General features: G+C 58.5%; 22 protein-coding genes. 7 read left to right on the top strand and 15 right to left on the bottom strand.

Going from position 1 to position 20,915, the window contains the following annotated elements; translation table 11 throughout:
- Nucleotides 1-99 precede the first annotated feature (99 nt).
- From traA to AC07Y0_RS26000, 4 genes are read left to right on the top strand one after another with little or no spacing between them, the layout of a single operon-like run.
- Nucleotides 100-3,423 (top strand): Ti-type conjugative transfer relaxase TraA, encoded by a 3,324-nt coding sequence (gene traA / locus AC07Y0_RS25985; RefSeq protein WP_498680596.1) that lies wholly within the window; start codon nucleotides 100-102, stop codon nucleotides 3,421-3,423.
- The gene (gene traF / locus AC07Y0_RS25990) at nucleotides 3,420-3,986 is read left to right on the top strand and encodes a conjugative transfer signal peptidase TraF (RefSeq protein WP_498680597.1); all 567 of its coding nucleotides are present in this window, start codon (nucleotides 3,420-3,422) and stop codon (nucleotides 3,984-3,986) included. The genes traA and traF overlap by 4 nt, the downstream gene beginning before the upstream one ends.
- Nucleotides 3,976-5,142, top strand: a complete 1,167-nt coding sequence (locus AC07Y0_RS25995) for a conjugal transfer protein TraB (protein ID WP_498680598.1) — start codon at nucleotides 3,976-3,978, stop codon at nucleotides 5,140-5,142. The genes traF and AC07Y0_RS25995 overlap by 11 nt, the downstream gene beginning before the upstream one ends.
- A 17-nt stretch (nucleotides 5,143-5,159) precedes the next feature.
- Nucleotides 5,160-5,771 (top strand): TraH family protein, encoded by a 612-nt coding sequence (locus tag AC07Y0_RS26000; RefSeq protein WP_498680599.1) that lies wholly within the window; start codon nucleotides 5,160-5,162, stop codon nucleotides 5,769-5,771.
- 31 nt (nucleotides 5,772-5,802) lie between these two features.
- Here the strand turns inward: AC07Y0_RS26000 and AC07Y0_RS26005 are convergent, their stop codons facing one another.
- The 3 genes from AC07Y0_RS26005 to AC07Y0_RS26015 all read right to left on the bottom strand — a co-directional run bounded on the left by AC07Y0_RS26005 (nucleotide 5,803) and on the right by AC07Y0_RS26015 (nucleotide 7,564).
- Nucleotides 5,803-6,423, bottom strand: a complete 621-nt coding sequence (locus AC07Y0_RS26005; protein ID WP_498680600.1) for an RES family NAD+ phosphorylase — start codon at nucleotides 6,421-6,423, stop codon at nucleotides 5,803-5,805.
- On the bottom strand, nucleotides 6,424-7,179 hold the full coding sequence (locus AC07Y0_RS26010; RefSeq protein WP_498680601.1) for an XRE family transcriptional regulator: 756 nt from the start codon (nucleotides 7,177-7,179) through the stop codon (nucleotides 6,424-6,426).
- A 133-nt stretch (nucleotides 7,180-7,312) separates the two neighbouring features.
- Nucleotides 7,313-7,564 carry a type II toxin-antitoxin system VapB family antitoxin gene (locus AC07Y0_RS26015; RefSeq protein WP_498680602.1) on the bottom strand — a complete coding sequence of 84 codons (252 nt, stop codon included), beginning with the start codon at nucleotides 7,562-7,564 and terminating at the stop codon, nucleotides 7,313-7,315.
- A 305-nt stretch (nucleotides 7,565-7,869) separates the two neighbouring features.
- On the opposite strand from AC07Y0_RS26015, the gene traR reads away from it, so the two are divergent.
- Nucleotides 7,870-8,574: an autoinducer-binding transcriptional regulator TraR gene (gene traR / locus AC07Y0_RS26020; protein ID WP_498680603.1), complete on the top strand. Its 705-nt coding sequence runs from the start codon at nucleotides 7,870-7,872 to the stop codon at nucleotides 8,572-8,574.
- Nucleotides 8,575-8,588: 14 nt separating this feature from the next.
- On the opposite strand, the gene AC07Y0_RS26025 is transcribed toward traR, so the two are convergent.
- The gene (locus AC07Y0_RS26025) at nucleotides 8,589-8,888 is read right to left on the bottom strand and encodes a transcriptional repressor TraM (RefSeq protein WP_133036883.1); all 300 of its coding nucleotides are present in this window, start codon (nucleotides 8,886-8,888) and stop codon (nucleotides 8,589-8,591) included.
- Between the two features lie 555 nt (nucleotides 8,889-9,443).
- Here AC07Y0_RS26025 and AC07Y0_RS26030 point away from each other — a divergent pair.
- Both AC07Y0_RS26030 and AC07Y0_RS26035 read left to right on the top strand, forming a co-directional pair.
- Nucleotides 9,444-10,163, top strand: coding sequence for a helix-turn-helix transcriptional regulator (locus AC07Y0_RS26030; protein WP_498680604.1), 720 nt, complete (start codon nucleotides 9,444-9,446; stop codon nucleotides 10,161-10,163).
- 118 nt (nucleotides 10,164-10,281) lie between these two features.
- Nucleotides 10,282-10,944 (top strand): acyl-homoserine-lactone synthase, encoded by a 663-nt coding sequence (locus tag AC07Y0_RS26035; RefSeq protein WP_046797665.1) that lies wholly within the window; start codon nucleotides 10,282-10,284, stop codon nucleotides 10,942-10,944.
- Between the two features lie 40 nt (nucleotides 10,945-10,984).
- Here the strand turns inward: AC07Y0_RS26035 and trbI are convergent, their stop codons facing one another.
- The 11 genes from trbI to trbB are packed head-to-tail and all read right to left on the bottom strand — an operon-like array spanning nucleotide 10,985 to nucleotide 20,505.
- On the bottom strand, nucleotides 10,985-12,280 hold the full coding sequence (gene trbI, locus AC07Y0_RS26040) for an IncP-type conjugal transfer protein TrbI (protein WP_498680605.1): 1,296 nt from the start codon (nucleotides 12,278-12,280) through the stop codon (nucleotides 10,985-10,987).
- 12 nt (nucleotides 12,281-12,292) lie between these two features.
- Nucleotides 12,293-12,736 carry a conjugal transfer protein TrbH gene (gene trbH, locus AC07Y0_RS26045; protein ID WP_234689191.1) on the bottom strand — a complete coding sequence of 148 codons (444 nt, stop codon included), beginning with the start codon at nucleotides 12,734-12,736 and terminating at the stop codon, nucleotides 12,293-12,295.
- 3 nt (nucleotides 12,737-12,739) lie between these two features.
- Nucleotides 12,740-13,570: a P-type conjugative transfer protein TrbG gene (gene trbG / locus AC07Y0_RS26050; RefSeq protein WP_498680606.1), complete on the bottom strand. Its 831-nt coding sequence runs from the start codon at nucleotides 13,568-13,570 to the stop codon at nucleotides 12,740-12,742.
- 15 nt (nucleotides 13,571-13,585) lie between these two features.
- Nucleotides 13,586-14,248, bottom strand: coding sequence for a conjugal transfer protein TrbF (locus AC07Y0_RS26055; RefSeq protein WP_071201510.1), 663 nt, complete (start codon nucleotides 14,246-14,248; stop codon nucleotides 13,586-13,588).
- A gap of 21 nt (nucleotides 14,249-14,269) precedes the next feature.
- The gene (gene trbL / locus AC07Y0_RS26060; RefSeq protein ID WP_498680607.1) at nucleotides 14,270-15,451 is read right to left on the bottom strand and encodes a P-type conjugative transfer protein TrbL; all 1,182 of its coding nucleotides are present in this window, start codon (nucleotides 15,449-15,451) and stop codon (nucleotides 14,270-14,272) included.
- Nucleotides 15,445-15,627 carry an entry exclusion protein TrbK gene (trbK, locus tag AC07Y0_RS26065; protein ID WP_071201508.1) on the bottom strand — a complete coding sequence of 61 codons (183 nt, stop codon included), beginning with the start codon at nucleotides 15,625-15,627 and terminating at the stop codon, nucleotides 15,445-15,447. Before trbK ends, trbL begins: the two co-directional genes overlap by 7 nt.
- A complete protein-coding gene (gene trbJ, locus AC07Y0_RS26070) occupies nucleotides 15,624-16,427 on the bottom strand; it encodes a P-type conjugative transfer protein TrbJ (protein WP_498680608.1) in 804 nt (267 codons plus the stop codon). The genes trbK and trbJ overlap by 4 nt, the downstream gene beginning before the upstream one ends.
- Nucleotides 16,420-18,855 (bottom strand): conjugal transfer protein TrbE, encoded by a 2,436-nt coding sequence (locus AC07Y0_RS26075; RefSeq protein WP_498680610.1) that lies wholly within the window; start codon nucleotides 18,853-18,855, stop codon nucleotides 16,420-16,422. Before AC07Y0_RS26075 ends, trbJ begins: the two co-directional genes overlap by 8 nt.
- Nucleotides 18,856-18,865: 10 nt before the next feature.
- On the bottom strand, nucleotides 18,866-19,165 hold the full coding sequence (locus tag AC07Y0_RS26080; RefSeq protein WP_015647762.1) for a conjugal transfer protein TrbD: 300 nt from the start codon (nucleotides 19,163-19,165) through the stop codon (nucleotides 18,866-18,868).
- Entirely contained in the window at nucleotides 19,158-19,550 is a 393-nt protein-coding gene (locus AC07Y0_RS26085; RefSeq protein WP_015647763.1) for a TrbC/VirB2 family protein, read from the bottom strand. Before AC07Y0_RS26085 ends, AC07Y0_RS26080 begins: the two co-directional genes overlap by 8 nt.
- On the bottom strand, nucleotides 19,540-20,505 hold the full coding sequence (trbB, locus tag AC07Y0_RS26090) for a P-type conjugative transfer ATPase TrbB (protein ID WP_052821131.1): 966 nt from the start codon (nucleotides 20,503-20,505) through the stop codon (nucleotides 19,540-19,542). Before trbB ends, AC07Y0_RS26085 begins: the two co-directional genes overlap by 11 nt.
- Between the last annotated feature and the right edge of the window lie 410 nt (nucleotides 20,506-20,915).

Here is a 20,915-nt window from a genome sequence, read left to right on the forward strand (position 1 = left end):
TTATACGTCGCTGACGCGACGTTCTGCTTTTGCCCCCTGGCGGGGCCACCTCTTGCGATCAACCAGTTGATTTCATTCGTAAGAAGGAGTGCTCCGCCCGTGGCCGTCCCGCATTTCTCAGTCAGCATCGTCGCCCGTGGCTCTGGCCGCAGCGCAGTGCTGTCAGCGGCCTACCGGCACTGCGCGAGGATGGACTATGAGCGGGAAGCACGCACAATCGACTACACGAGGAAGCAGGGGCTTCTGCACGAGGAGTTCGTGATCCCTGCCGATGCGCCAGACTGGCTACGCGTCATGATTTCCGATCGATCGGTCTCGGGAGCCTCGGAAGCGTTCTGGAACAAGGTCGAGGTGTTCGAAAAGCGGGTCGATGCCCAACTCGCCAAGGACGTCACCATCGCTCTGCCGATCGAGCTGTCCTCCGAGCAGAACATCGCGCTGATGCGAGACTTCGTTGCCGAGCACCTTACGACGAAGGGTATGGTCGCGGACTGGGTCTATCACGATGCACCCGGCAACCCGCATGTCCATCTGATGACAACGTTGCGGCCTCTGAGCGAGGATGGGTTCGGTGCCAAGAAGGTCGCTGTTCTTGGACCAGACGGCCAGCCCATGCGCAATGACGCCGGCAAAATCGTCTATGAACTCTGGGCGGGTGGCGCCGAGGACTTCAATGCCTTTCGTGATGGATGGTTTGCTGTCCAAAATCGGCACCTGGCGCTTGCAGGGCTCGATATCCGCATCGATGGCCGATCCTTCCAAAAGCAGGGTATCGACCTGACACCGACCATTCATATCGGTGTCGGCGCCACAGCCATCGAGCGAAAATCGGAAACGCAAAACGGGCTGGCCACGGCCGGGTCACGGAAGCTCGAGCGGATCGAATTGCAGGAGGAGCGGCGCGCGGAGAACGTCCGGCGCATCCAGCGCAATCCCGGCATCGTGCTCGATCTCATCACCCGTGAGAAAAGCGTGTTCGGCAACCACGACGTAGCGAAGGTCCTCCATCGCTATGTCGACGACGCAGCTCTCTTCCAGAACTTGATGGCGCGGATCATGCAACATCCGGACGTGCTGCGCCTCGATCGCGAGCGGATCGACTTTACCTCCGGTGTCAGGACGCCAGCCCGCTACACGACGCGTGAGATGATCAGCCTTGAGGCCGAGATGGCAAACCGGTCGATCTGGCTGTCCCAGCGATCGTCACACCGCGTCCGGCAGAAGATCATCGAAGCGGTGTTCGCGCGCCATGAGCGCCTCTCGGATGAGCAGAAAACGGCCATTGAGCGTGTCGCAGGTCCTGAACGGATTGCAGCCGTGATCGGCCGCGCCGGCGCCGGCAAAACCACAATGATGAAGGCGGCGCGCGAGGCCTGGGAAGCGGCCGGCTATCGTGTCGTTGGCGCCGCCCTGGCGGGGAAGGCGGCCGAAGGATTGGAAAAGGAAGCTGGGATCGGCTCGCGCACATTGTCGTCCTGGGAACTGCGCTGGGCTCAAGGTCGCGACCATCTCGATGACAAGACCGTTTTGGTTCTGGACGAAGCCGGCATGGTCTCTTCGAAACAGATGGCACAGCTTGTTGAAGAGGCAATTCTGCGCGGGGCAAAGCTCGTTCTCATCGGTGATCCCGAACAGCTGCAGCCGATCGAGGCAGGTGCCGCCTTCCGCGCCATCGCTGATCGCATCGGCTACGCCGAACTCGAAACCATCTATCGCCAGCACGAGCAATGGATGCGCGACGCTTCGCTCGATCTCGCCCGCGGCAACATCGCCAAGGCTGTCGCATCCTACAGCGCAAACGGTCGGATGATGGGATCGACCTTGAAGTCGCAAGCCGTCGAAAACCTAATCTCCGATTGGAACCGCGACTACGATCCGGCCCATTCCTCTCTAATCCTCGCCCACCTTCGTCGCGACGTGCGGATGCTTAATACCCTGGCGCGCGCCAAGCTGGTGGAGCGCGGACTTGTCGATGACGGTCACGCCTTCAAGACGGAAGACGGTATCCGTCATTTTGCCGCTGGCGACCAGATCGTCTTCCTCAAAAATGAAAGCTCGCTTGGCGTCAAGAACGGCATGCTGGCCAAGGTCGTGGAAGCCGCCCCGGGGCGTATCATTGCCGAGATTGGCGAGGGCGAGCGCCGGCGGACGATCAGAGTAGAGCAGCGGTTCTACAACAACGTCGATCATGGTTACGCGACGACGATCCATAAGAGCCAAGGCGCGACCGTCGACAGGGTCAAGGTTCTGGCCTCGCTTTCCCTCGACCGGCACCTGACCTATGTGGCGATGACCCGTCATCGCGAGGATCTCGGCGTCTATTATGGCTCGCGGTCCTTCGCCAAGGGGGGTGGCCTGTCCGAGCTTCTATCGCGCAAGAACTCCAAGGAAACGACGCTCGATTACGAAAAGGGCGCCTTCTATCGCGCGGCCCTTCGCTTCGCCGACGCGCGTGGCCTGCATCTGGTCAATGTCGCGCGCACCCTCATTCGCGACCGCCTCGACTGGACCGTTCGCCAGAAACAGAAGCTCGTCAATCTCACCGCCCGCCTGGCGACGATCGGCGCACAGCTCGGTCTCAAAGGCCCGATTACCCAAATGACCCCGAACCCCGTCATGGAGGCAAAGCCAATGGTATCAGGCATCACGACGTTCCCGAAATCGATCGACCAGGCCGTTGAGGATCGCCTAGTCGCCGATCCCGGTCTGAAGAAGCAATGGCAGGAGGTCACGACACGCTTTACCCAAGTCTTCGCCGAGCCGGAGACCGCGTTCAAGGCGGTCAATGTCGATGCCATGCTGAAAGATCCGGTAAGAGCGCAGACAACGCTTGCGAAGATCGCAGCAGAGCCGGAAAGTTTTGGAGCGCTTAAAGGCAAGACCGGCATCTTCGCCGGAGCGAACGAGAAGGCGGCGCGCGACACCGCGCTTGTCAACGCGCCTGCCTTGGCGCGAAACCTCGAGCGATATGTGACGGCGCGGGCCGAGGCAGAGCGTAAGCATGAAGCGCAAGAGCGGGCAATCCGTCTCAAGGTCTCCGTCGACATCCCTGCCCTCTCTCCGTCGGCCAGGCAAACGCTTGAGCGGATCCGCGATGCGATAGATCGCAACGATCTTCCCGCCGGTCTCGAATATGCGCTGGCCGACAGGAACGTCAAAGTGGAACTGGAGGGCTTTGCCAAGGCTGTGTCCGAGCGTTTCGGAGAACGCAGCTTGCTGCCGATCTCGGCAAAAGATGCAAACGGCGAGACCTTTCCCAAATTGACGGCCGGGATGAGCCCTTCGCAGAAAAATGAAGTGCAGTCGGCGTGGAACAACATGCGCACAGTGCAGCAGCTCGCCGCGCACGAGCGCACCACGCTGGCGTTGAAGCAGGCTGAAACAGCGCGGCAAACCCAGATCAAGGGGCTTTCCCTGAAATGATTATGGCGATGCCTGAAAGCACTGCGATGTCTCGTCAACGAAGCTCCGCATTGGTCACGCTTTTCGTGGCTACCGGCCTGTTGATCGTCCTCTTTGCGGCAGGTTGGATTGGTGGTCTGCGCATCAACACGACGCCGAGTGAGCCGCTCGGCCTCTGGCGCATCGTTCCTCTCAATCGCTCCGTCTTGGCCGGGGAAACGGTTTTCGTCTGCCCGCCTGAAAATACCGCTATGCGCGTGGCGAGGCAGCGCGGATATCTCCGTCCGGGTCTTTGCCCCGGTGGGTTCGGACCGTTGATCAAGACCGTCATCGCGGTGGCGGGACAGCGCGTGGACGTCACCGATCGTGTCGCCATTGATGGCGTGCCGATCCCCGGATCCCGCATCATAAAGAAGGATGCACAGGGGCGATCTCTACGGCCCGATCAAAGCGGGATGGTGCGGCCCGGAGAGGTGTATTTGCACTCCGACTTCATGGGCTCATGGGATTCCAGGTATTTCGGGCCGGTACCTGTTTCAGGTGTGCTCGGTCTGGCGCAAGAGGCGTTGACCTATGCGCCGTGAGGTCATGATGACTGCCGTTCTCGTCTCGCTTGCCGTGGTCGCCGGGGCGGTCGGCTGGAGCGGCCGGGCGTCCCTTCTACCTGCGGCAACCTTCTTCCCGCTTCTGTGGGCGCGATCACCGACGCGGATCGCCGCGGCCCTCGTCGCAGCGGGCTATTTCCTGGCGGCGTCGCGAGGATTGCCTGCCGGCGTTGCCCAGTTCTTTTCCGCCGACCTCTGGGTTGGCCTCCTCTTCTGGATAGCGGCGGCATCGTCCTTCATTGCCGTCCATGCGGTATTCTGGACAGCACGATCGGGCTTGGTAAAAGCGGTGCGATATCTCCTCATCTTGGCTCTCACCGGTCTGCCCCCGCTCGGGATCACAGGCTGGGCGCATCCTTTGACGGCGGCGGGAATTCTGTTTCCTGGATGGGGATGGTGGGGGCTTCTCGTGTTGTCAGCCGACCTAATCGGTCTGGTAACCCGGATTGGGCCGGCGATCGCCATTGCCCTGTCAGGTTTATGGCTTTGGTCCGCCGCATCGGGGACAAATCAGATTCTACCGGAGGGGTGGCGTGGTATCGACCTTGAAATGGGCGCGAGTCTGGGCCGCGATCAATCCCTTCAACGTCAACGTGACCTGATAACCTTCGTTCGGGCGGCTGCGGGGGCCGGCGCAGCCGTCGTGGTTCTGCCTGAAAGCGCGCTGGGCTTCTGGACCCCAACGCTTGAACGTCTCTGGCGGGAGGAATTGCGAGGCACCGGCGTGACGGTAATTGCCGGTGCGGCCGTGGTCGATGCGAATGGCTACGACAATGTGATGATCGCTGTTGATGGGAGTGGCGGACGTGTTCTCTATCACGAGCGCATGCCCGTGCCGGTTTCGATGTGGCGCCCATGGGAGCGATGGACAGGAGAGACCGGCGGCGCCCGCGCCAGCTTCTTCGCCAATCCCGTCGTCGAGGTTGCGGGCCGAAAGATCGCGCCGCTCATCTGCTACGAGCAGCTCGTACTTTGGCCCATTCTCCAGTCGATGCTTTATCGACCAGATGCGATCGTTTTGATCGGTAATGGCTGGTGGACGACAGGTGGCAACATCATCGCTATCCAGCGCGCAAGCGCCAGAGCCTGGTCCGCCCTGTTCGGCGTCCCCCTTGTGATTTCCTTCAATACCTGAACTTTGGAGCCTTCGTCATGGATGCTGCCTTTATCGCGGAATGCGCCGATCCCTCGCTGAAACCCGCCATCGTCGAGCAGTTTGTAGCCGCTGTCGGTCTTGGCGATCCGCTGGCTGTCACGGTCAAAGCCGGAGGGCGGCTCATCCTTGTACCAAAACCGAAGACCTCCGACGAGGCGATGGAGATCATACGCCATTATGTCGGACAGGCCGTCGTGCGTGTGGGCCTTACACAATTCCCGGCGGGTGTCGGCGTGAAGGACGCATCCGAGCTCAAAACAGGTCTGGTCGACCCTTGCGAAAATCTTCGCATGGGGACGAAGATGTTTTCCAAGATCATGCGCATCGTTTCAAAGTGGTATGGCAACCCAACGAGCAGTGAGGTGCTTCCGCAGATCTTCGAAGATGCCGTTTACGCCTGGAACACCGGCCAATTCGAGGGGCAAAGCGTGTTTCAGGCGCAGGATCCAGGAGGAACAATCGTTGATCGGAAGGAAGTTTCTTCGGATGCCGCGGACAAACCTGCGGATGCTAACCCCTCCCAGAGCGAAGGGGAGCCCCTAGACGAAAAAGAGGTTGGGACTGCGGGAATTCGGGTCGATCTGTCCCGGATCGGTGGGCAGAAGTAGTGCTGGATCCGACGTCGACGACAGGCAAATATCAGCGATCAGGTTCGACAATTGCGACATTGAGGTCGTTTAGTATATCAGCCAGACCCGGCGCGCGGATCAGCTTCGTCGTGCGGACCGCCTTCAGTTTTTCAATAGCTCGATCGAACAGTGCAAGGTTGGTGTGGCCGTTGAGCCGAGACGGGTAGATGATGCCGTCGACCTGGCTGTCGTGTTCATTGAAGGCGACCGCCCACTTCCGTGCGAGGGATTGCTTTGAGCCCTTCGCGACATCCGTCGGCACACCCATCTTGATCGGCCCGTCGTCTCGAAGATCGACCATCATCAGCGGATTGATGACCTCGATCTCTGCGAAATTGCGGTCGTACAATTCGGATTCAGCTATCGGCAGGTCGCCGAGGACCCCATCGCGTTGATCGCGCAAGACGGCTTCGAGAAAGCACACCTTCACCGTATCGCCCAAATAGAGCACCCCGAACCGATTAGCGAATTTGCGCCGGCGTGGATCGCTGAAACGGCTCGGCGTTTTACCGAAGCCCAGTGGATCAGGGTAGGTGCCCAGATAGATGCGACCGAACCGAAGTCCGGCTGCGACCGTATGCAGGTGAAGGCTTGCATTTGCAAAGCCGGGAGGCGGCAGAGTACGTGCCATTCAGCGGAAATCTCGACCAATGCTCTCGACAACCTCGAGCGCTTGCTCGGTCCGTCCCCGCTCCAATGCCTCGCGACCTGTCAGTCCGTCCAGCTCTCCGTGGGGCTGGACCAGGAACCGGTAAACCGCCCAGGCTCCGCCCAGTCGCTCGTGGAGCGTTGCAAGCGCTGCAAACGGCTTGCCATCGGCATCGATCTGCCAATCCGGGAAGCGAAACCCGCGTTTCGCGCCATCCAGCCCCAATACCAGTCCGGTCTGGCGCTTTGAATTCACCGTTACGCGTGTTGTGCCAAGCAGCTTGGCGAATTCGTCGGCATTCAGCATGTCAGTGCCGCTGAGGACCTCAGCAGCCTTTATGCGCCCCCGCGCCCGTGCGGCCATCAATGCCTGCTCCAACTCCGGATCCAGTGCATCGTTTTCCTCTACGACAGGCACCGTTGTCATTTCCACCGCCTCAACGGGAGTGACAACCATCTCACCTTCGGAATCGACATCGACACGGAAGCTGACCGGGTGGCCAGCAGAACGGCTTTTTGCGATCGCCTGACCGTATTCCTGGAGGAGCGCCTTGACGCGATTGGGATTGCCGGTCAGGGCTTTTGATGCATTGTCCGGGATCTTGATCTTGAAGGCGGCTCTCCCCTTCGCCAGCGGGGCGGCGCCTGTGGTCAGGAAAAAAGCCATGGATTCAGCGCCCGGTTTTTCGCGCCCGCTTGCACCGTCACGTATGCTGGTTTTGGACTTCAGAGATGCCATCTCTCACCCTCCGTTCGGAGAGCTATATATGGCAAGGTTGGTTAAGTTCGTCAAGTTGGTAAAGCCGTAGTGCTCCTGATCTTCTGTGTCCTGATTGCGGCTACGTGGACGACTGCGGAGTGATCGACGACAATCATGGTTGATGCAGGTCGTCGAGGATTTCTTTCGGGGATGATGTATCAAGCAGCGGTAGGGCAGAAACCTTTTCCCCGATCGCTGTCATCTGTTCGACGGTCATGCGATGTCTCACAGGCAGGTCGCCGAAAACCCCGAGGGCCTGAGCTTCACGTTTGAGGGCAGCGCGTATGATATCGTCCGGTCTGCGCCCGACACGGGCCGCAATTTCCCGGGCAAGCTGTTCGGTGTCGTGGGTAAGCTGCAACATGGGTTCGCTCTAAATGGGTCCTTCCATGTAAAGCATTTCGCAAAACAATGACAGATTTCTGCCCAGGGGCCATGAAGCTGAGATCGCTTGGCCAATTGTGAGCTGACACGTTTTCCGCGAGTAAGCAAAATCCGTGGTTTGCAATTCCGAGAAAACGATTTAGAAAACCATTCCATCATGGTCAACTTACGCGATTGAATATGCTTCATTCTTTACCAGGTCACTGTTCGCGAGCGTCGTGGTCCTTCTGACTGCCGACGCATTTCGCCACCGCGCAACGGGTGCGATTTACAGGGAGAGTATGGATGTCAAACTGGGTCGAGAAACTGCTGGATATCACCGTGATCGGAAACGATCAGTCCATGGTGAAGGGCGCCCTGGCCAATCTTGCTGATCGGTTCGATTTTGTGGGCTATGCCTTCGTAAACATTCGTCCCGGGCAGACCTATGCGGTCTCCAACTACGATATCGACTGGCAGAAAATCTATGACACGCTGGACTATCGGTTCATCGATCCGGTCATGCGGCAGGCCCAGCTTATAAGGCGCGCTTTCGCCTGGTCCGGCGAAGCCGACAAGAGCTCGCTGTCAAAAGAGCAGAAAAACTTCTTTTCGAAAGCCGCTGATTTCAACATTCGCTCGGGCGTTTCCATCCCGGTCGCCACCGCCAACGGTGCGATGTCCATGCTGACCTTTGCATCTGCGAAGCCTTCGCTTGCCAGTGATACGGAGATCGATGCCATTATGGCCGCATCAGCGGTCGCCCAGCTTCATACGCGTCTTGAGCACATGCGCGTCACGCCCTCCATCGAGGAAAAGATTGTCCTGACGCCGAAGCAGGCGAACTATATTCGCTGGCTTTCACTTGGCAAAACCGTCGAGGTGATCGCTGAGCTGGAGCAGGCAAAGTATGCTGGCGTTCGCTCGGCGATTGACGATGTGAGAACACGCTACAATCTGGCGAACCATGCCCAGGTCGTGGCGTTGGCCATTCGGCGAGGCTTGATTTAGGCTGAACCAGCGGGTCAGGCTTTTGGCGTATAGCCCAGAATGTGCAGCAGGGTGGTCAGCGCCGACATTTGCGCGTGCATCCTGATGGTTGCTTCGAGATAGGCAATATGGGTATCGCTAACAAGCTCCTTGCCGGCTTTAACGTCAGCCGGCAGTTCATTGAACAGATTTTCTGCCCGCTCCAATAGATCCCGATGTTCGCGGATTGCATCGATCGTGAGACGCTCAACGAGCGGTGACGGAAGCCCATGCAAGAGCCCTATCAGCGGCTTCAGATCGACTGCCTCGCCATTCAATCGGTCGTCGGCGTCCATGTTCAACTCCCAAAACAGGAATGCGCGGTGCGCCCCCGCATAGTTCCTGACCCCTGGCGATCGGGGAGTTAGTAACCGAGCATGCGCCGGCCCATAGACCTTTAGTTCCGAGGAACCTGGACATACGTCCATGGCTCCCCGACCATAGGTCGAGGAATTCGGCGCCCTAACGGCGGACGCCAAACCGGCATGCGTCGGGTTACTAAGCCCGGAGGCAGCGCGTACTGCCTCACCAGCGCTTATAGCGACCTAACCTCATCCGCGCCACCGCAGATTTGTTTGCGTCCGAGGTCGGCTCGCGGCCAGCGATTGAAGAAGGAGCCTAGAGTCGCTGTCGTTTTGGTGTCCAAACTGAAACGAAGGATCGTCCAATCGTCGAACGAAATTAACCTCCGCATAGCAATGCCTATCCTCGCCGGGAAGTTGCGTTTGAACCGAGAAAGCAATCAGGTTACGGCACAATCCCATGAAGTTCTGCATCGCTGCCGAACTCCTTTGGCTGATCATTCGATCTCTGTGGCCGATTGTCAGGCCGCAGTGCTTAGGAAGCGTATATTGACAGGACCTCTCGCCGATTTTTCTGACGTCAAGGAGCGCCTTGCAAAGGCGGGCACGGTGACCGAAGCACTCCATTTGATACAGTCGGTTTATCGCGTCGATTTCATAACCTACCATCTCGCTTCGACTGTGATCGGCGATTTTGATGCCCCGTTCGTGCGCACGACCTACCCGGATGCGTGGGTATCCACCTATTTGTTGAAGGGCTATGTCACCATCGATCCTGTCGCGCGCGAGGGCTTTCTGCGCCAGCTGCCTTTCGATTGGCGAGAACTCGAAGTCGCGCCCGAGATGCTGATGTTTCTGGAAGACGCAATACGCCATGGGATCGGCCGCTTTGGCTTTTCCATCCCGATATCGGATAAAGCCGGCCGACGGGCCATCCTCTCTTTGAATTCGAACGCCTCCGCCGAAGACTGGGAGGATCTGGTCGATGCTCATCGGAGTGAATGGGTCGATCTCGCGGATCTCGTCCACCAGATGGCAGTGTTCGAGCTACATGGCGCGAGCGATCCGATCCCGGTCTTGAGTCCGCGGGAACGTGAGTGCCTCTACTGGAGCGCGCTCGGCAAGGATTACAAGGATATCGCGCTTATTCTCGGCCTTTCCCATCACACGACCCGCAGCTACATCAAATCGGCCAGGACGAAACTTGGTTGCGCCACCATCTCGGCGGCGGCCACTCTTGCCCTTAAGCTACGTGTGATCGCGATATGAGCCGATCGCCCGGATACCTCTGAGCAATACCCGCATATGGGCTTGAGCATATGCGGGAATATCTGGCTTCCCCGTGAGGCGGCATCTTCCAGCCAAGATCAACAGCTGGAGATAAACCTTGTTCATTCTGGTTCAGGCGCATCAGTACACCCGTTATAAGCCTCTCATGGATCAGGCATTTCGCCTTCGCAAACGCGTCTTTCACGATCAACTCGGTTGGGCCGTGACAATCGACGATGATTGCGAGCATGACGAGTACGATGCTCTGCGGCCGGCTTACCTGATGTGGTGCAATGATCGCGCGGATCGCCTTTATGGAACGCTGCGGCTGATGCCCACCACCGGCCCGACGCTTCTTTACGACGTCTTTCGCGACACGTTTGCGGGTGCCAGCCTGATCGCACCCGGTATCTATGAGGGGACACGAATGTGCCTCGATGAGGAAACACTCTCCGAGGACTTTCCGAGCCTGGAAACGGGCAAGGCTTTCGGCATGCTGTTGCTGGCATTGTGCGAATGCGGATTGTCGCACGGTATCGAGACGCTGGTCTCGAACTACGAGCCGCAGCTGGCGCGCGTCTATCGTCGGGCGGGGCTCGCGGTTGAAGAGGTTGGCCGCGCAGACGGCTATGGTCGCTCTCCGGTTTGCTGCGGTGTTTTCGAAGTTTCAGAGGAAGTTCGCACGCGCATGCAGCAGGCGCTTGGTGTCGCGACACCCCTTTATGCAGGATATCGGCCGCGCAAAATTGCGGACAGCGAGACCGTGCGCGTATCGGCCTGATCCAGGAGTTGTCCAAAGGGCGGTTGCGACAACGTGTGCCTCAACCGCCATAATTGCCGGGAAAGACAATATCTTGGTCTACGAGAACGTTGAACTTGTAGCCCGGCCGGATTTGGATGGTGGGCTGAACATTCAAGTTCTTGGAAATCGTCTGCTCCGCGACGCGGCCGAAGGTCTCGGCAAAGTTTCTACGCGCCGCGTCTGAAGCCGTATCCTGTGTGGCGAGGGTCGAACTCTCCGGAACCGCCATATCGATGCCGGTACCTATAAGTGCAACAAGCGCCGCCGACCCAAAGGTTCGAAAATAGTGATTGTTGACCTTGTCCGAGAAGCCGCCATAGCCCTGCGAGTCCGTTCCAGCCATGCCGCCGATCTGCAGTGTCGAGCCGTTCGGGAAGATGACATCCGTCCAGACCACCAGAACGCGGCTTTGGCCAAACGAGACCTTGCTGTCATAGCGTCCGAGTAACTTGGTACCCTGCGGAATGAGAAGAAAATGTCCTGTGGCGCTGTCGTAGATGTGCTGGCTCACCTGCGCTGTAATCCGGCCCGGCAAATCGGACATGATGCCGGTAATCATGGTCGCGGGGATGACGGAGCCGCGCTTCAGTTCATAGCGTGACTGCTGAGGTACAACCTGGTTCGGCAGGTAGCCGAGATCCTTGATGTCGGCGTTGAAGAAATCTTCTTTCGCAATCTGCCCATTTGGATCAACATTCTGCCCCACCAAACCTGATTTCATGGCCGCGGCATAGAGGTCGGAGGCACCGTTGTTGGTGACCGGCTGCCGCTCTGTTGTCCTGGTGTCGTTTGAGATATTTCCCAGCTCCGAGATTTTGACCTTCAGCGGCGAATCAAACGCAGTCGCACGGGCCTGAAGGCTGGCCATGCGCTGTCGCTGCTGTTCACGCAGGACTTGTTCGCGCTGCTCGCGGCGAAGTCGGGCCAACCATTCTTCTTCCGACTCCATTCGCGGTCGGCGCTCTTCCCGTGCCTGCTGCTTTATCTGCTCTTCTTCAACCGGCTTGGCCTCGACATTTGTCTGGGTTGTGGGCGTGGGCTGGAATACGGGCTGCTCTTCGCGATCCCCGATGATGCCGTCTTTCACCCCGCGCTTCATCTGATCAGCGAAGGTCGAGGCCGGGACGTTCGAGCCTGCTTCATCCGGGATTCTGTCGCCGAACCGCAGTCCCCGGGATGATATGCCGTAGACAAGGACACAGGCGACGACGACTGCGATACCGATGCCAAAGAACACCGGCAGGCGATTGAGCCGTTTCATGCCCTTTTCCTGCGAGGCGCTGCTCGGATTGCCGAGCTGGAGCGACTGGACCATATCTGTCTCTCCTCAGTTCCGCTTCATTAATGAAAGCGGGCTTGCCGGCGTGGCGCCACCAGATGACACCGAATAGGCCCGCCCAAGCTCGAGTGTCTCGCTGGAAAGCCTCACGAGTACCTGTCCGTCAACGTCGATCAACGAATATGCCAGCTCGATCGGTTTGGCGGTGTTCTTCACGGAGCGTGCCTTATCATCCGTCACGACAGTGAAACCCCACCCCTTCAACGCGGCCTCGAGCGCGGTCGCGAAATCCGATGCGTCGCTGTGAAGCCTGATCGGCGTCGCGGTCGATCCCGCCTGCTCGGCATAACGCCCAGCTATGTCGCCAGCGATAGCGCTTGCCACGGGGCCTGTTACCGTCGAAGGCGCGGCGCTCGTCGTGATCTCGTCTGTTCCGGTCTGGCAACCAGAGAGAAGAACGCCAGCAACAAATAGAAGAAGGCAAAGGCGCATCGATCAGCCTCCCCGCCGTATGGTGATTTTCTGCTGACGCCAGCCGACGCCCGAAACAAGGACAGCCTTGTCGATATTGTAATCGACGATCATCATGCCGTTCTTCATCCGGTAGTTTACGATCCGGTTTTGCCTGCCAGAAACCACGAAGAGGACCGGCGCATCCTGACCGGAGAGCGTTCGCGGAAACTGTATGTAGGTCTTCTGCCCATCCGAATAGACGCGCTTCGGCTTCCAGGGCGCGCTGCCGCTCAGCGAATAGGAGAAGGCAAGTTGCTCTGGCGGTACGCCGCCGTTGGAATTGGTCATCGTCTGAATTCGAGCGTTGATGTCGGAGAATCTCGTCGCGGCCTCTTCCGGATACTCGAAACCAACGCGGGCCATGTACTGGCTTGGATGCGATTTGAGCTGAATGTGATACGTGCGCCTCGACGTCGTCACGACCATCGATGTGACCAGCCCGGCCTCAGACGGTTTGACGATCAGGTGAATTGCCTGTCCGCCCGCAGCACCGGATGTGGCCGGCTCGACCTTCCAACGCACCGTATCGCCGACAAGAACGTCGCGGACAATCTCCCCACCCTGAAGCTCGATGTCGCAGACCTGTAAAGGTGAGCAGACGACAGAAGGCTGCGTCTCACCGAACAGGAAGATGACTTTTCCGTCGGCCCCAGTTGTCACCAGTCCCCGCTGCCCACGCCATTTGTTGGAGAGGGTGGTTCCTTTCGCCTCATTCGTCGTCAGGCTCTGGGCAAAGCCCGATGTCGTCGCCGTGATCAGAAGCGCAAGTGCGGTAATGCAGCAAAGCGCTACCCAATTTAACTGTGTATTCATTGAAGTTCCCTGCCCTTACAGTTGCGCGGTCCAGTCGAAGTCCTTGACATAGAGTCCGATGGGATTGAGCCGGATTGTCGCCTCGTCCTGGGGCGGAGTGATCGCCACCGTGGCTATGCCGCGAAATCGGCGTGTCGCGATTTCCTTGCCTTTGCGGTCCCGTTCGTACTCAGTCCAGTCGATCTGATAGGTCTGGTTCGACAGCGCGACGATGTTGTTCACCTCGATGGCGACGGTCGCATTCACGGCCTTTTCGAATGGCGAGTTGCCACGGAACCAGGCATTAATCTTCTGGGTCGATGGATCGCTTGTCCTGAGAAGCGCATAGGTTCTGTCGATGTATTGTTTTTGGACGACGGCATCCGGCGTGATGGAGCGGAAACTGGTGATAAAGCCGCCGAGCGTTGCCCGGATGACCCGGGCGTCGGCATATTCGATCTGCTGCGGAAACCCGGCGGAGATGGTGTTTCCGAGCTTGTCGACCTCAACGATGTACGGAACAAGCTTTACTTGCGTGCTCAGATACAACGAATAACCGAAACCGATCAGCGCCATGCCGAGGCTCAAGATTCCGACGATCCGCCATGCCGAGGCCGCCCTCACGTAAGAGCCGTATCGTTCCGACCATTCCTGCCTTGCGGCAAGAAACGGGTTCTCGGGGGCGCGTTGCGCTGCCATATTGTGTTCCCTGTCTTAAATTTACGATTTGTCGTGTCGTTCCGGCGGCTGACTGGGCGGGGCTCCTTTGCCACGAGCCTGGTCGAGCTTCGCGTTCGCTAGGCCAAGGATGGAGCCGGCATAAGCGCCGGGCGACCCGATCGCCTTCTCCTTGGCTGCGGATCCTGCTGCTTGTCCGGCCGAGCCAAGGCCTGCACCCACTCCGCGAATAGCCGCTCCTCCAAAGGATGATCCGGCGGCCCGCGCCGCTTGCCCTGCTGCAAATCCTGCTCCGGCCGCACCTGCGGCCAGGAAGGCTCCGCCGGTTGCGAAAGACGCCGCCTGCCCACCGTGCTGAATGGCTTCCATCCCGCCGGAAACAGACGCCCCCTGAACGACGCCCTGCATGATGTTTGGAATATACATCGCGATGATAAACACAACGACCGAGATGCCGGCGATCGCAAGTGTTGTGATGAACTGGTCGGTCTCGGCGGTAGGGGCCTGAGCCAGCCCTAAGAGGACGTCGGAGCCGATCTTAGCGATCATGACCAACGCCATGAGCTTCATGCCAACGCCGAAAGCATAAACGAGATATCGGACAGCAAAGTCCTTGGTGAACGAGGATCCACCAAGGCCGAGCATGATCATTCCCGCGAGTAGGCCGACATACATCTCGACCATCACAGCCACGAAAATCGCTGCCACCAGCGAGAAGCAGATTACAACAATACCCATGGCGAGAACGGCTGCGATCGCAAGGGCATTATCCTCGAAGACACCGAACTTGGCCTGTTCCGACATCTGCGAAGCGACACGGATACCCGCATCGAACACCTCCGCAGGCGAAGCTGACCCGCTGCCGGCCCCGATCTGATAGAGACTATCGACAACAGCTTTGGCAAACGTCGGTCCCTGGCTCAAAACAAAGGCAAAAAAGCCGATGAACATGATCCTCCGCACAAGCTCAGCGAACCAGCTGTCGAGGGATGCCGACTGAATGGCGAGCCACACCGCGGCAATCCCTACCTCTATTACGGCGAGGATCCAGAACAGAGACTTTGCCGCATCCATGATGGTTGTTTCCCAACCCTTGGCAGCGGAAGAAACCTGATTTTCAAGCTCTGTGAGGACTTGGCCCTGCTGTGCAAACGCAGGGCCGGCCAGCATAAGGCAGGCAAGTCCGGTTGCGAAAAAGATCAACTCGATCCGTGCCCTCACCATCTTGGACGCATTTCCTGGCCCTTTTCGATCGGGGGCAGGTCCTTTTTCACACCGAAAAACTTCTCACTCATTTTGGATGCGGACCGATCGTCGGATTTCATGATGAACACCCTTGCTGCGGACACCGAAGCCGCCGCGACCAAAAGCGCGATAGCAATGACAACTGCGCGGCTCACCAGCGTGGCTCCATCTTCTGACCTTCGGGGACGGCACTGGTATCGGCGTTGAAGAACTTTTCCCGCCGAGCCTGCGCGAGATCCTTGTCGGTTTGCTCGCTTTGCAGCCACGTCCCCATCATCGTCATCTGCTGGGAGACGAGACCACGCAGCTTCTGCATTTGCGCAACCTGCTGCGCCGCAATTTCGTGGCCGACCTGGAGAGCTTTCATTTGGCCATCGGCCGATTCCGACATGTTTCGGAGGGAGGCCATCGTATCCTCCTCGCTGTCGAACTGGTCAGCCGTCAGGCTTGCAGCCTTGAGCGTGCTGGCGATGGTGTCGCGGTTGGTATCTGACCAACGGGCATAGTTCGAGGATAGGTCCGTCCCGTTGGCGGCGGCAGTCTGAAGATCAGCATAGGATTGAAAGCGCTGTTTCAGCACATCATCTGCGCTCCCCATCGAGAAAGAGATGCTCTGTCCATGATCGACGATACTGCGGAGCTGATTGAGGTCGCTCTCCACCTGCCCCCAGATATGATCGGGCAGCTGCGCCGTGTTTTGCAGCATGTTTTCGTAGATGTTCAGCTGGTTTTGGATCTGCTCGGCCAACTGACTGATCTGTGTCAGCTGATTGTCGACTTGCAGGCCAGAGCTTTTAAGAAGGTCGACGAGCTGTGCATTGTTGGCAAGCTGTGTCCACTCGGTTGCAGCGCCCGTCGCTGAGCCAGCAAATGCTGGTGTGGAAGCGCCGGTTACAAACGCTGCAATGACAACGGTCGCTGATTTTCTTCTGAGCGATAGGATATGGTCAAGCATAGCGATTGATCCCTCTTTCATTGAGCCATTGGGTCGGCCAGTCTTTGCCGTAAGTTGAGAGAAGTTCCCGGATCCGAGCGAGGTCGGCTTTGCCGGAAGCACCGACGAAGGAGAGGGTGAGCGGCCCCAGCGCCATATCGAAAAGGCGGCGTCCGTCCGGCGACGTCACGTAATATTCCCGCTTTGGAATAGCGGCTGCGACGATTTCGATTTGGCGAGGATTAAAGCCGATGCGCTCATAGAATTCTCGTGTCCCGGACTCGCGGGCAGCCCCATTCGGGAGGCAGATCTTGGTTGGGCAGGATTCCTTCAGGACATCGATGATGCCCGAGCGCTCTGCGTCCGAAATTGACTGAGTGGCGAGAACGACGGCGCAGTTTGCCTTTCGCAGCACCTTCAGCCACTCGCGGATTTTGTCGCGGAAAACCGGGTGGCCGAGCATCAGCCAAGCCTCATCGAGAATGATGAGGCTTGGTGCCCCCGTGAGCCGCTTTTCGATCCTGCGAAACAGATAGGTCAGCACGGGGACGAGATTTCGCTCGCCCATGTTCATCAGTTGCTCGATCTCGAAGCACTGGAATTGACCGAGGGTCAGCGAATCCTGTTCAGCGTCGAGAAGCTGGCCCATGGGGCCGTCAACAGTATAGTGGTGCAGCGCGTCCTTGATCTCCCGCATCTGCACGCCACTCACAAAATCCGACAGCGACCGGCCTGGAGCCCCCGCCATCAAACCGATCTGCCGAGATATGGCGTTTCGGTGGTCCGGGTTGACCGTGACACCCTGCAGGGAGACGAGTGTTTCGATCCACTCGGAAGCCCAGGCGCGGTCGGTCTCGGTCGAGAGGTCGGAGAGAGGGCAAAAGGCAAGCCTAGCCCCCTCCCCTGCCTCGCCGCCGATTTCGTAATGATTACCATCAACGGCCAGCGTCAGCGGCAGAATAGAGTTGCCTTTGTCGAAGGCGAAAACCTGCGCACCCTTATACCGGCGAAATTGCGCTGCGATGAGCGCGAGAAGCGTTGACTTGCCGGAACCGGTTGGTCCGAAAATAAGCGTATGCCCGACATCATCCACATGAAGGTTTAGTCGGAAGGGTGACGATCCGGAAGCCACCTGCGTCAGTGGCGGCGCGTCGGGTGGATAGAACGGGCAGGGCGCAAGTGGACTGCCCGACCAGACGGAATTGAGGGGGATGAGGTCCGCGAGGTTGCGGGTGTTTATCAGCGGTTCCCGGATGTTGCAGTACCAGTTGCCTGGCAGGCTCCCGAGGAATGCGTCCGTCGCATTCAACGTCTCGATCCGCGCGCCAAATCCCTCAGCCTGGATCAACCTTCGAACCGACTCAGCTTTATCGGCGAGCTTTTCTCTGCTCTCGTCGAATAGAATGATGACCGGCGTGTAGTAGCCATAAGCGACCAGCTGCGAAGAAGCCTCGGCGATCGCGTCTTCAGTCTCAGCGACCATGGCCATTGCGTCCTGGTCAACCGATCGGCTTTGCTTCTGGAAGAGTTGGTCGAAGAACGGCCGCACCTTCTGTTGCCATTTCTTGCGCGTGCGCTCCAACCGCTGTTTGGCTTCCTCGGCATCCAGAAAGATAAAGCGTGACGACCAGCGATAGGTGAGCGGCAAGAGATCGAGGCTATTCAAGATGCCTGGCCAGCTCTCGGCCGGCAAACCGTCGATCGCAATCGCGCTGAGGAACCGGTTTTCGACTTTCGGGGTAAGGCCGTGCTCTAGCTCCGCGGTCGCCAGCCAATCCAAATACATGGGAATTTCAGGCAGACGGACTGGGTGGTTTTCACCGGTGATGCAGAACCGGATGAACTGGAACAGCTCATCGTAGCGGGCAATGCGGGTGCCACCGCGTTCCGGCACCTCACGCGTCCGCATACGCTCAATGGAGATGACGTTGCCGAGGTATTGCTCAATCTCTCGGGTGGAGCGCCTGAAACTGTCGAGCACCGTGTCGGCATAGGTCGCCGTCCGGCTCTCAGTGTCCGAGTAGATATAACGCGTGACGCCAGATCGCCGGCGCTCGGGAGGGCGATATGTCAGGACGAGCGCATGCCGGCTCTCGAAATGCCCGCGCTCTTGTTCGAAGTGCTTGCGCCGCTCATCATCGATCATTCGAGTGACAGCATCGGGGAAATGACTGCGTTCCGCAGAAGGATAGTCAGTTGTTGGGATGCGCACGGCCTCGACCTGGATCATCCAGCCGGAACCTAGCCGTGAAAGGATCGTATTGATCTGACGGGACAGATCGTTGCGCTCGAAATCCGTGGCGCTCTCGGAGTCAGGGCCGGCAAAATACCACCCCGCCATGAGACTTCCGTCCTTGAGAAGAATGGTCCCATTGTCGACCAGTCCGGCATAGGGCACGAGATCGGCGAACGACGGTGCAGACGGGCGAAGGGAACGCAAAGCGACCATCATTGCACCTCTAAAAACGCCGCCACGGCGAAGACGTGGGCAGGTAGTGATGCCGGTAGCGCAAATGCCGCACGTAGACATGACGCATGAGGGGATCGGATTTTGCCATCATGCGCAGTGCGCCGACGATCACGAACCAGATGGCGATGCCGAACAGCGCTGAATACAGGGTGAGCACGACGAAGATCAGGATGATCGCCACCAGCCCTGTGACAAGCAGGAGCTCTCGGTCTGCCCCCATCAGCAGATTCGGTCGTGAAAGAGCGCGGTGAATGCGATTGCGTTGGAGAGCGGAATGCGGCTCACCCATTGGCCCCCTCCCCTCTTGCAACGGACATCGGCTGGGAAACGGTCCCTGGCAAACTTGTGGCAGTGATGCCGATCGACGCGCCGGTCGCACCGAACAGTCCGACAATCGTCGTCGCCCCCAGCAGGATACCGGCGACCAGTACGATGTAGACGAGGCGTCGCGCGAAATCGTTGAGCTCGCCGCCGAAGATCAGCATTCCGCCGGCGATCGCCATGGCGGCGAGGGCAATTGCTCCTGCGACTGGCCCAGTGATGGATTCCTGAATCTGTTCAAGCGGCCCCTCCCAGGGAAGACTCCCACCGGAACTGGCAAGGGCTGGCGCGGCAAGCGCCGCGCAGAACATCGCAGCGAGCAGTCCGAGGCGAAAAGAGCGATTATGCAGCATGAATGTCCTCATCAATTTGAGCGTAATGTTCGGTCTGGTACCGGCTACCGCTGAAGCCCTCGACATTGATGACCTCTCGTACCCGTCTCCCCCTCCCTGCGCGCTCGATCGAGATGACAAGATCAACGGCCTCGCCGATCACAGCCTGCATCGGTTGCTGGCTGACCTCGGCGGTCAGTTGCTCCAGACGACGCAAGGCGGACATGGCGGTATTGGAGTGGACGGTGGTGACGCCACCGGGATGGCCAGTATTCCAGGCTTTCAGCAGCGTTAGTGCGGCGCCGTCGCGGACTTCGCCAACGATGATGCGGTCGGGACGGAGGCGCATGGTGCTCTTGAGCAGTCGCGCCATATCGATCGTGTCACTGGTATGCAGGCACACCGCATTCTCTGCCGCACACCGGATTTCCGCAGTATCTTCAAGAATGACCATGCGGTCGTCCGGCGCTGAGGCTATGATTTCAGCGATCACTGCATTGGCGAGAGTCGTTTTGCCCGACCCCGTTCCCCCGGCGATTACGATGTTTAGCCGGTTCGCGATTGCGCTCCTGATCACTGTAGCTTGCGCCTCCGTCATCACCTTGTCAGCGATATAGTCATCGAGTGGGATCAGCCTGGAGGCTCTGCGCCTGATCGTGAACGTTGGGGACGCGACAACCGGGGGCAGCAACCCTTCAAAGCGGTGTCCGCCAATGGGAAGTTCGCCCGAAATGATCGGCCGCTCATCGTCCGCCTCTGATTGGAGAGCGTGTGCGACGGAGCCGATGATTGTTTCCGCTGCTGTCGCAGCCATCTCACCCGCAGGCGCAATACCCTGCCCTAACCGTTCGATGAAAACTTTGCCGTCCGGGTTGAGCATGATCTCGACGACCCCAGGGTCGTCGAGGGCGATACATAGACGATCGCCCAGTGCTTCCTGAAGCTTGCGCACAAGGCGGGAATGCGACTGAAGCATTTGTAGGCCTTCTCCTCGCTGATTGATCTGCGAGGGAAAAGAGCTGCACGACGCTGTCATGTCCACGTACAAATTTGTGGTTCGCAGATCCCGTATCGGTCGTTCAGGTTGATCTGGAATAGCTCGTTCCGATTCGGGGTTCGCTCCAGCGTGTCTTCGAGAAAAGTCGTGAAGGATACTGTTTGAATGAGAGGCCCAGAGGATTCACAGCAACAGATGCTTCGGACATTTGAGTTGGTGCATTCCTCTAACCCAATGATTCAATGTTAGCTTTTGGAAACATGGGTGGTTGAAGTGCAAATGACGTTAAGTTTCTGTTAACCATTAAGTTCTTGCCAAGAGGCTGGTTCTGGGTATCGTCACGGTGAATATGCCGTTTCGGCGTCAAATCCGTGATAAGAGAGATCATC

The organism is Allorhizobium sp. GW101-3B10 (genome assembly GCF_059424725.1).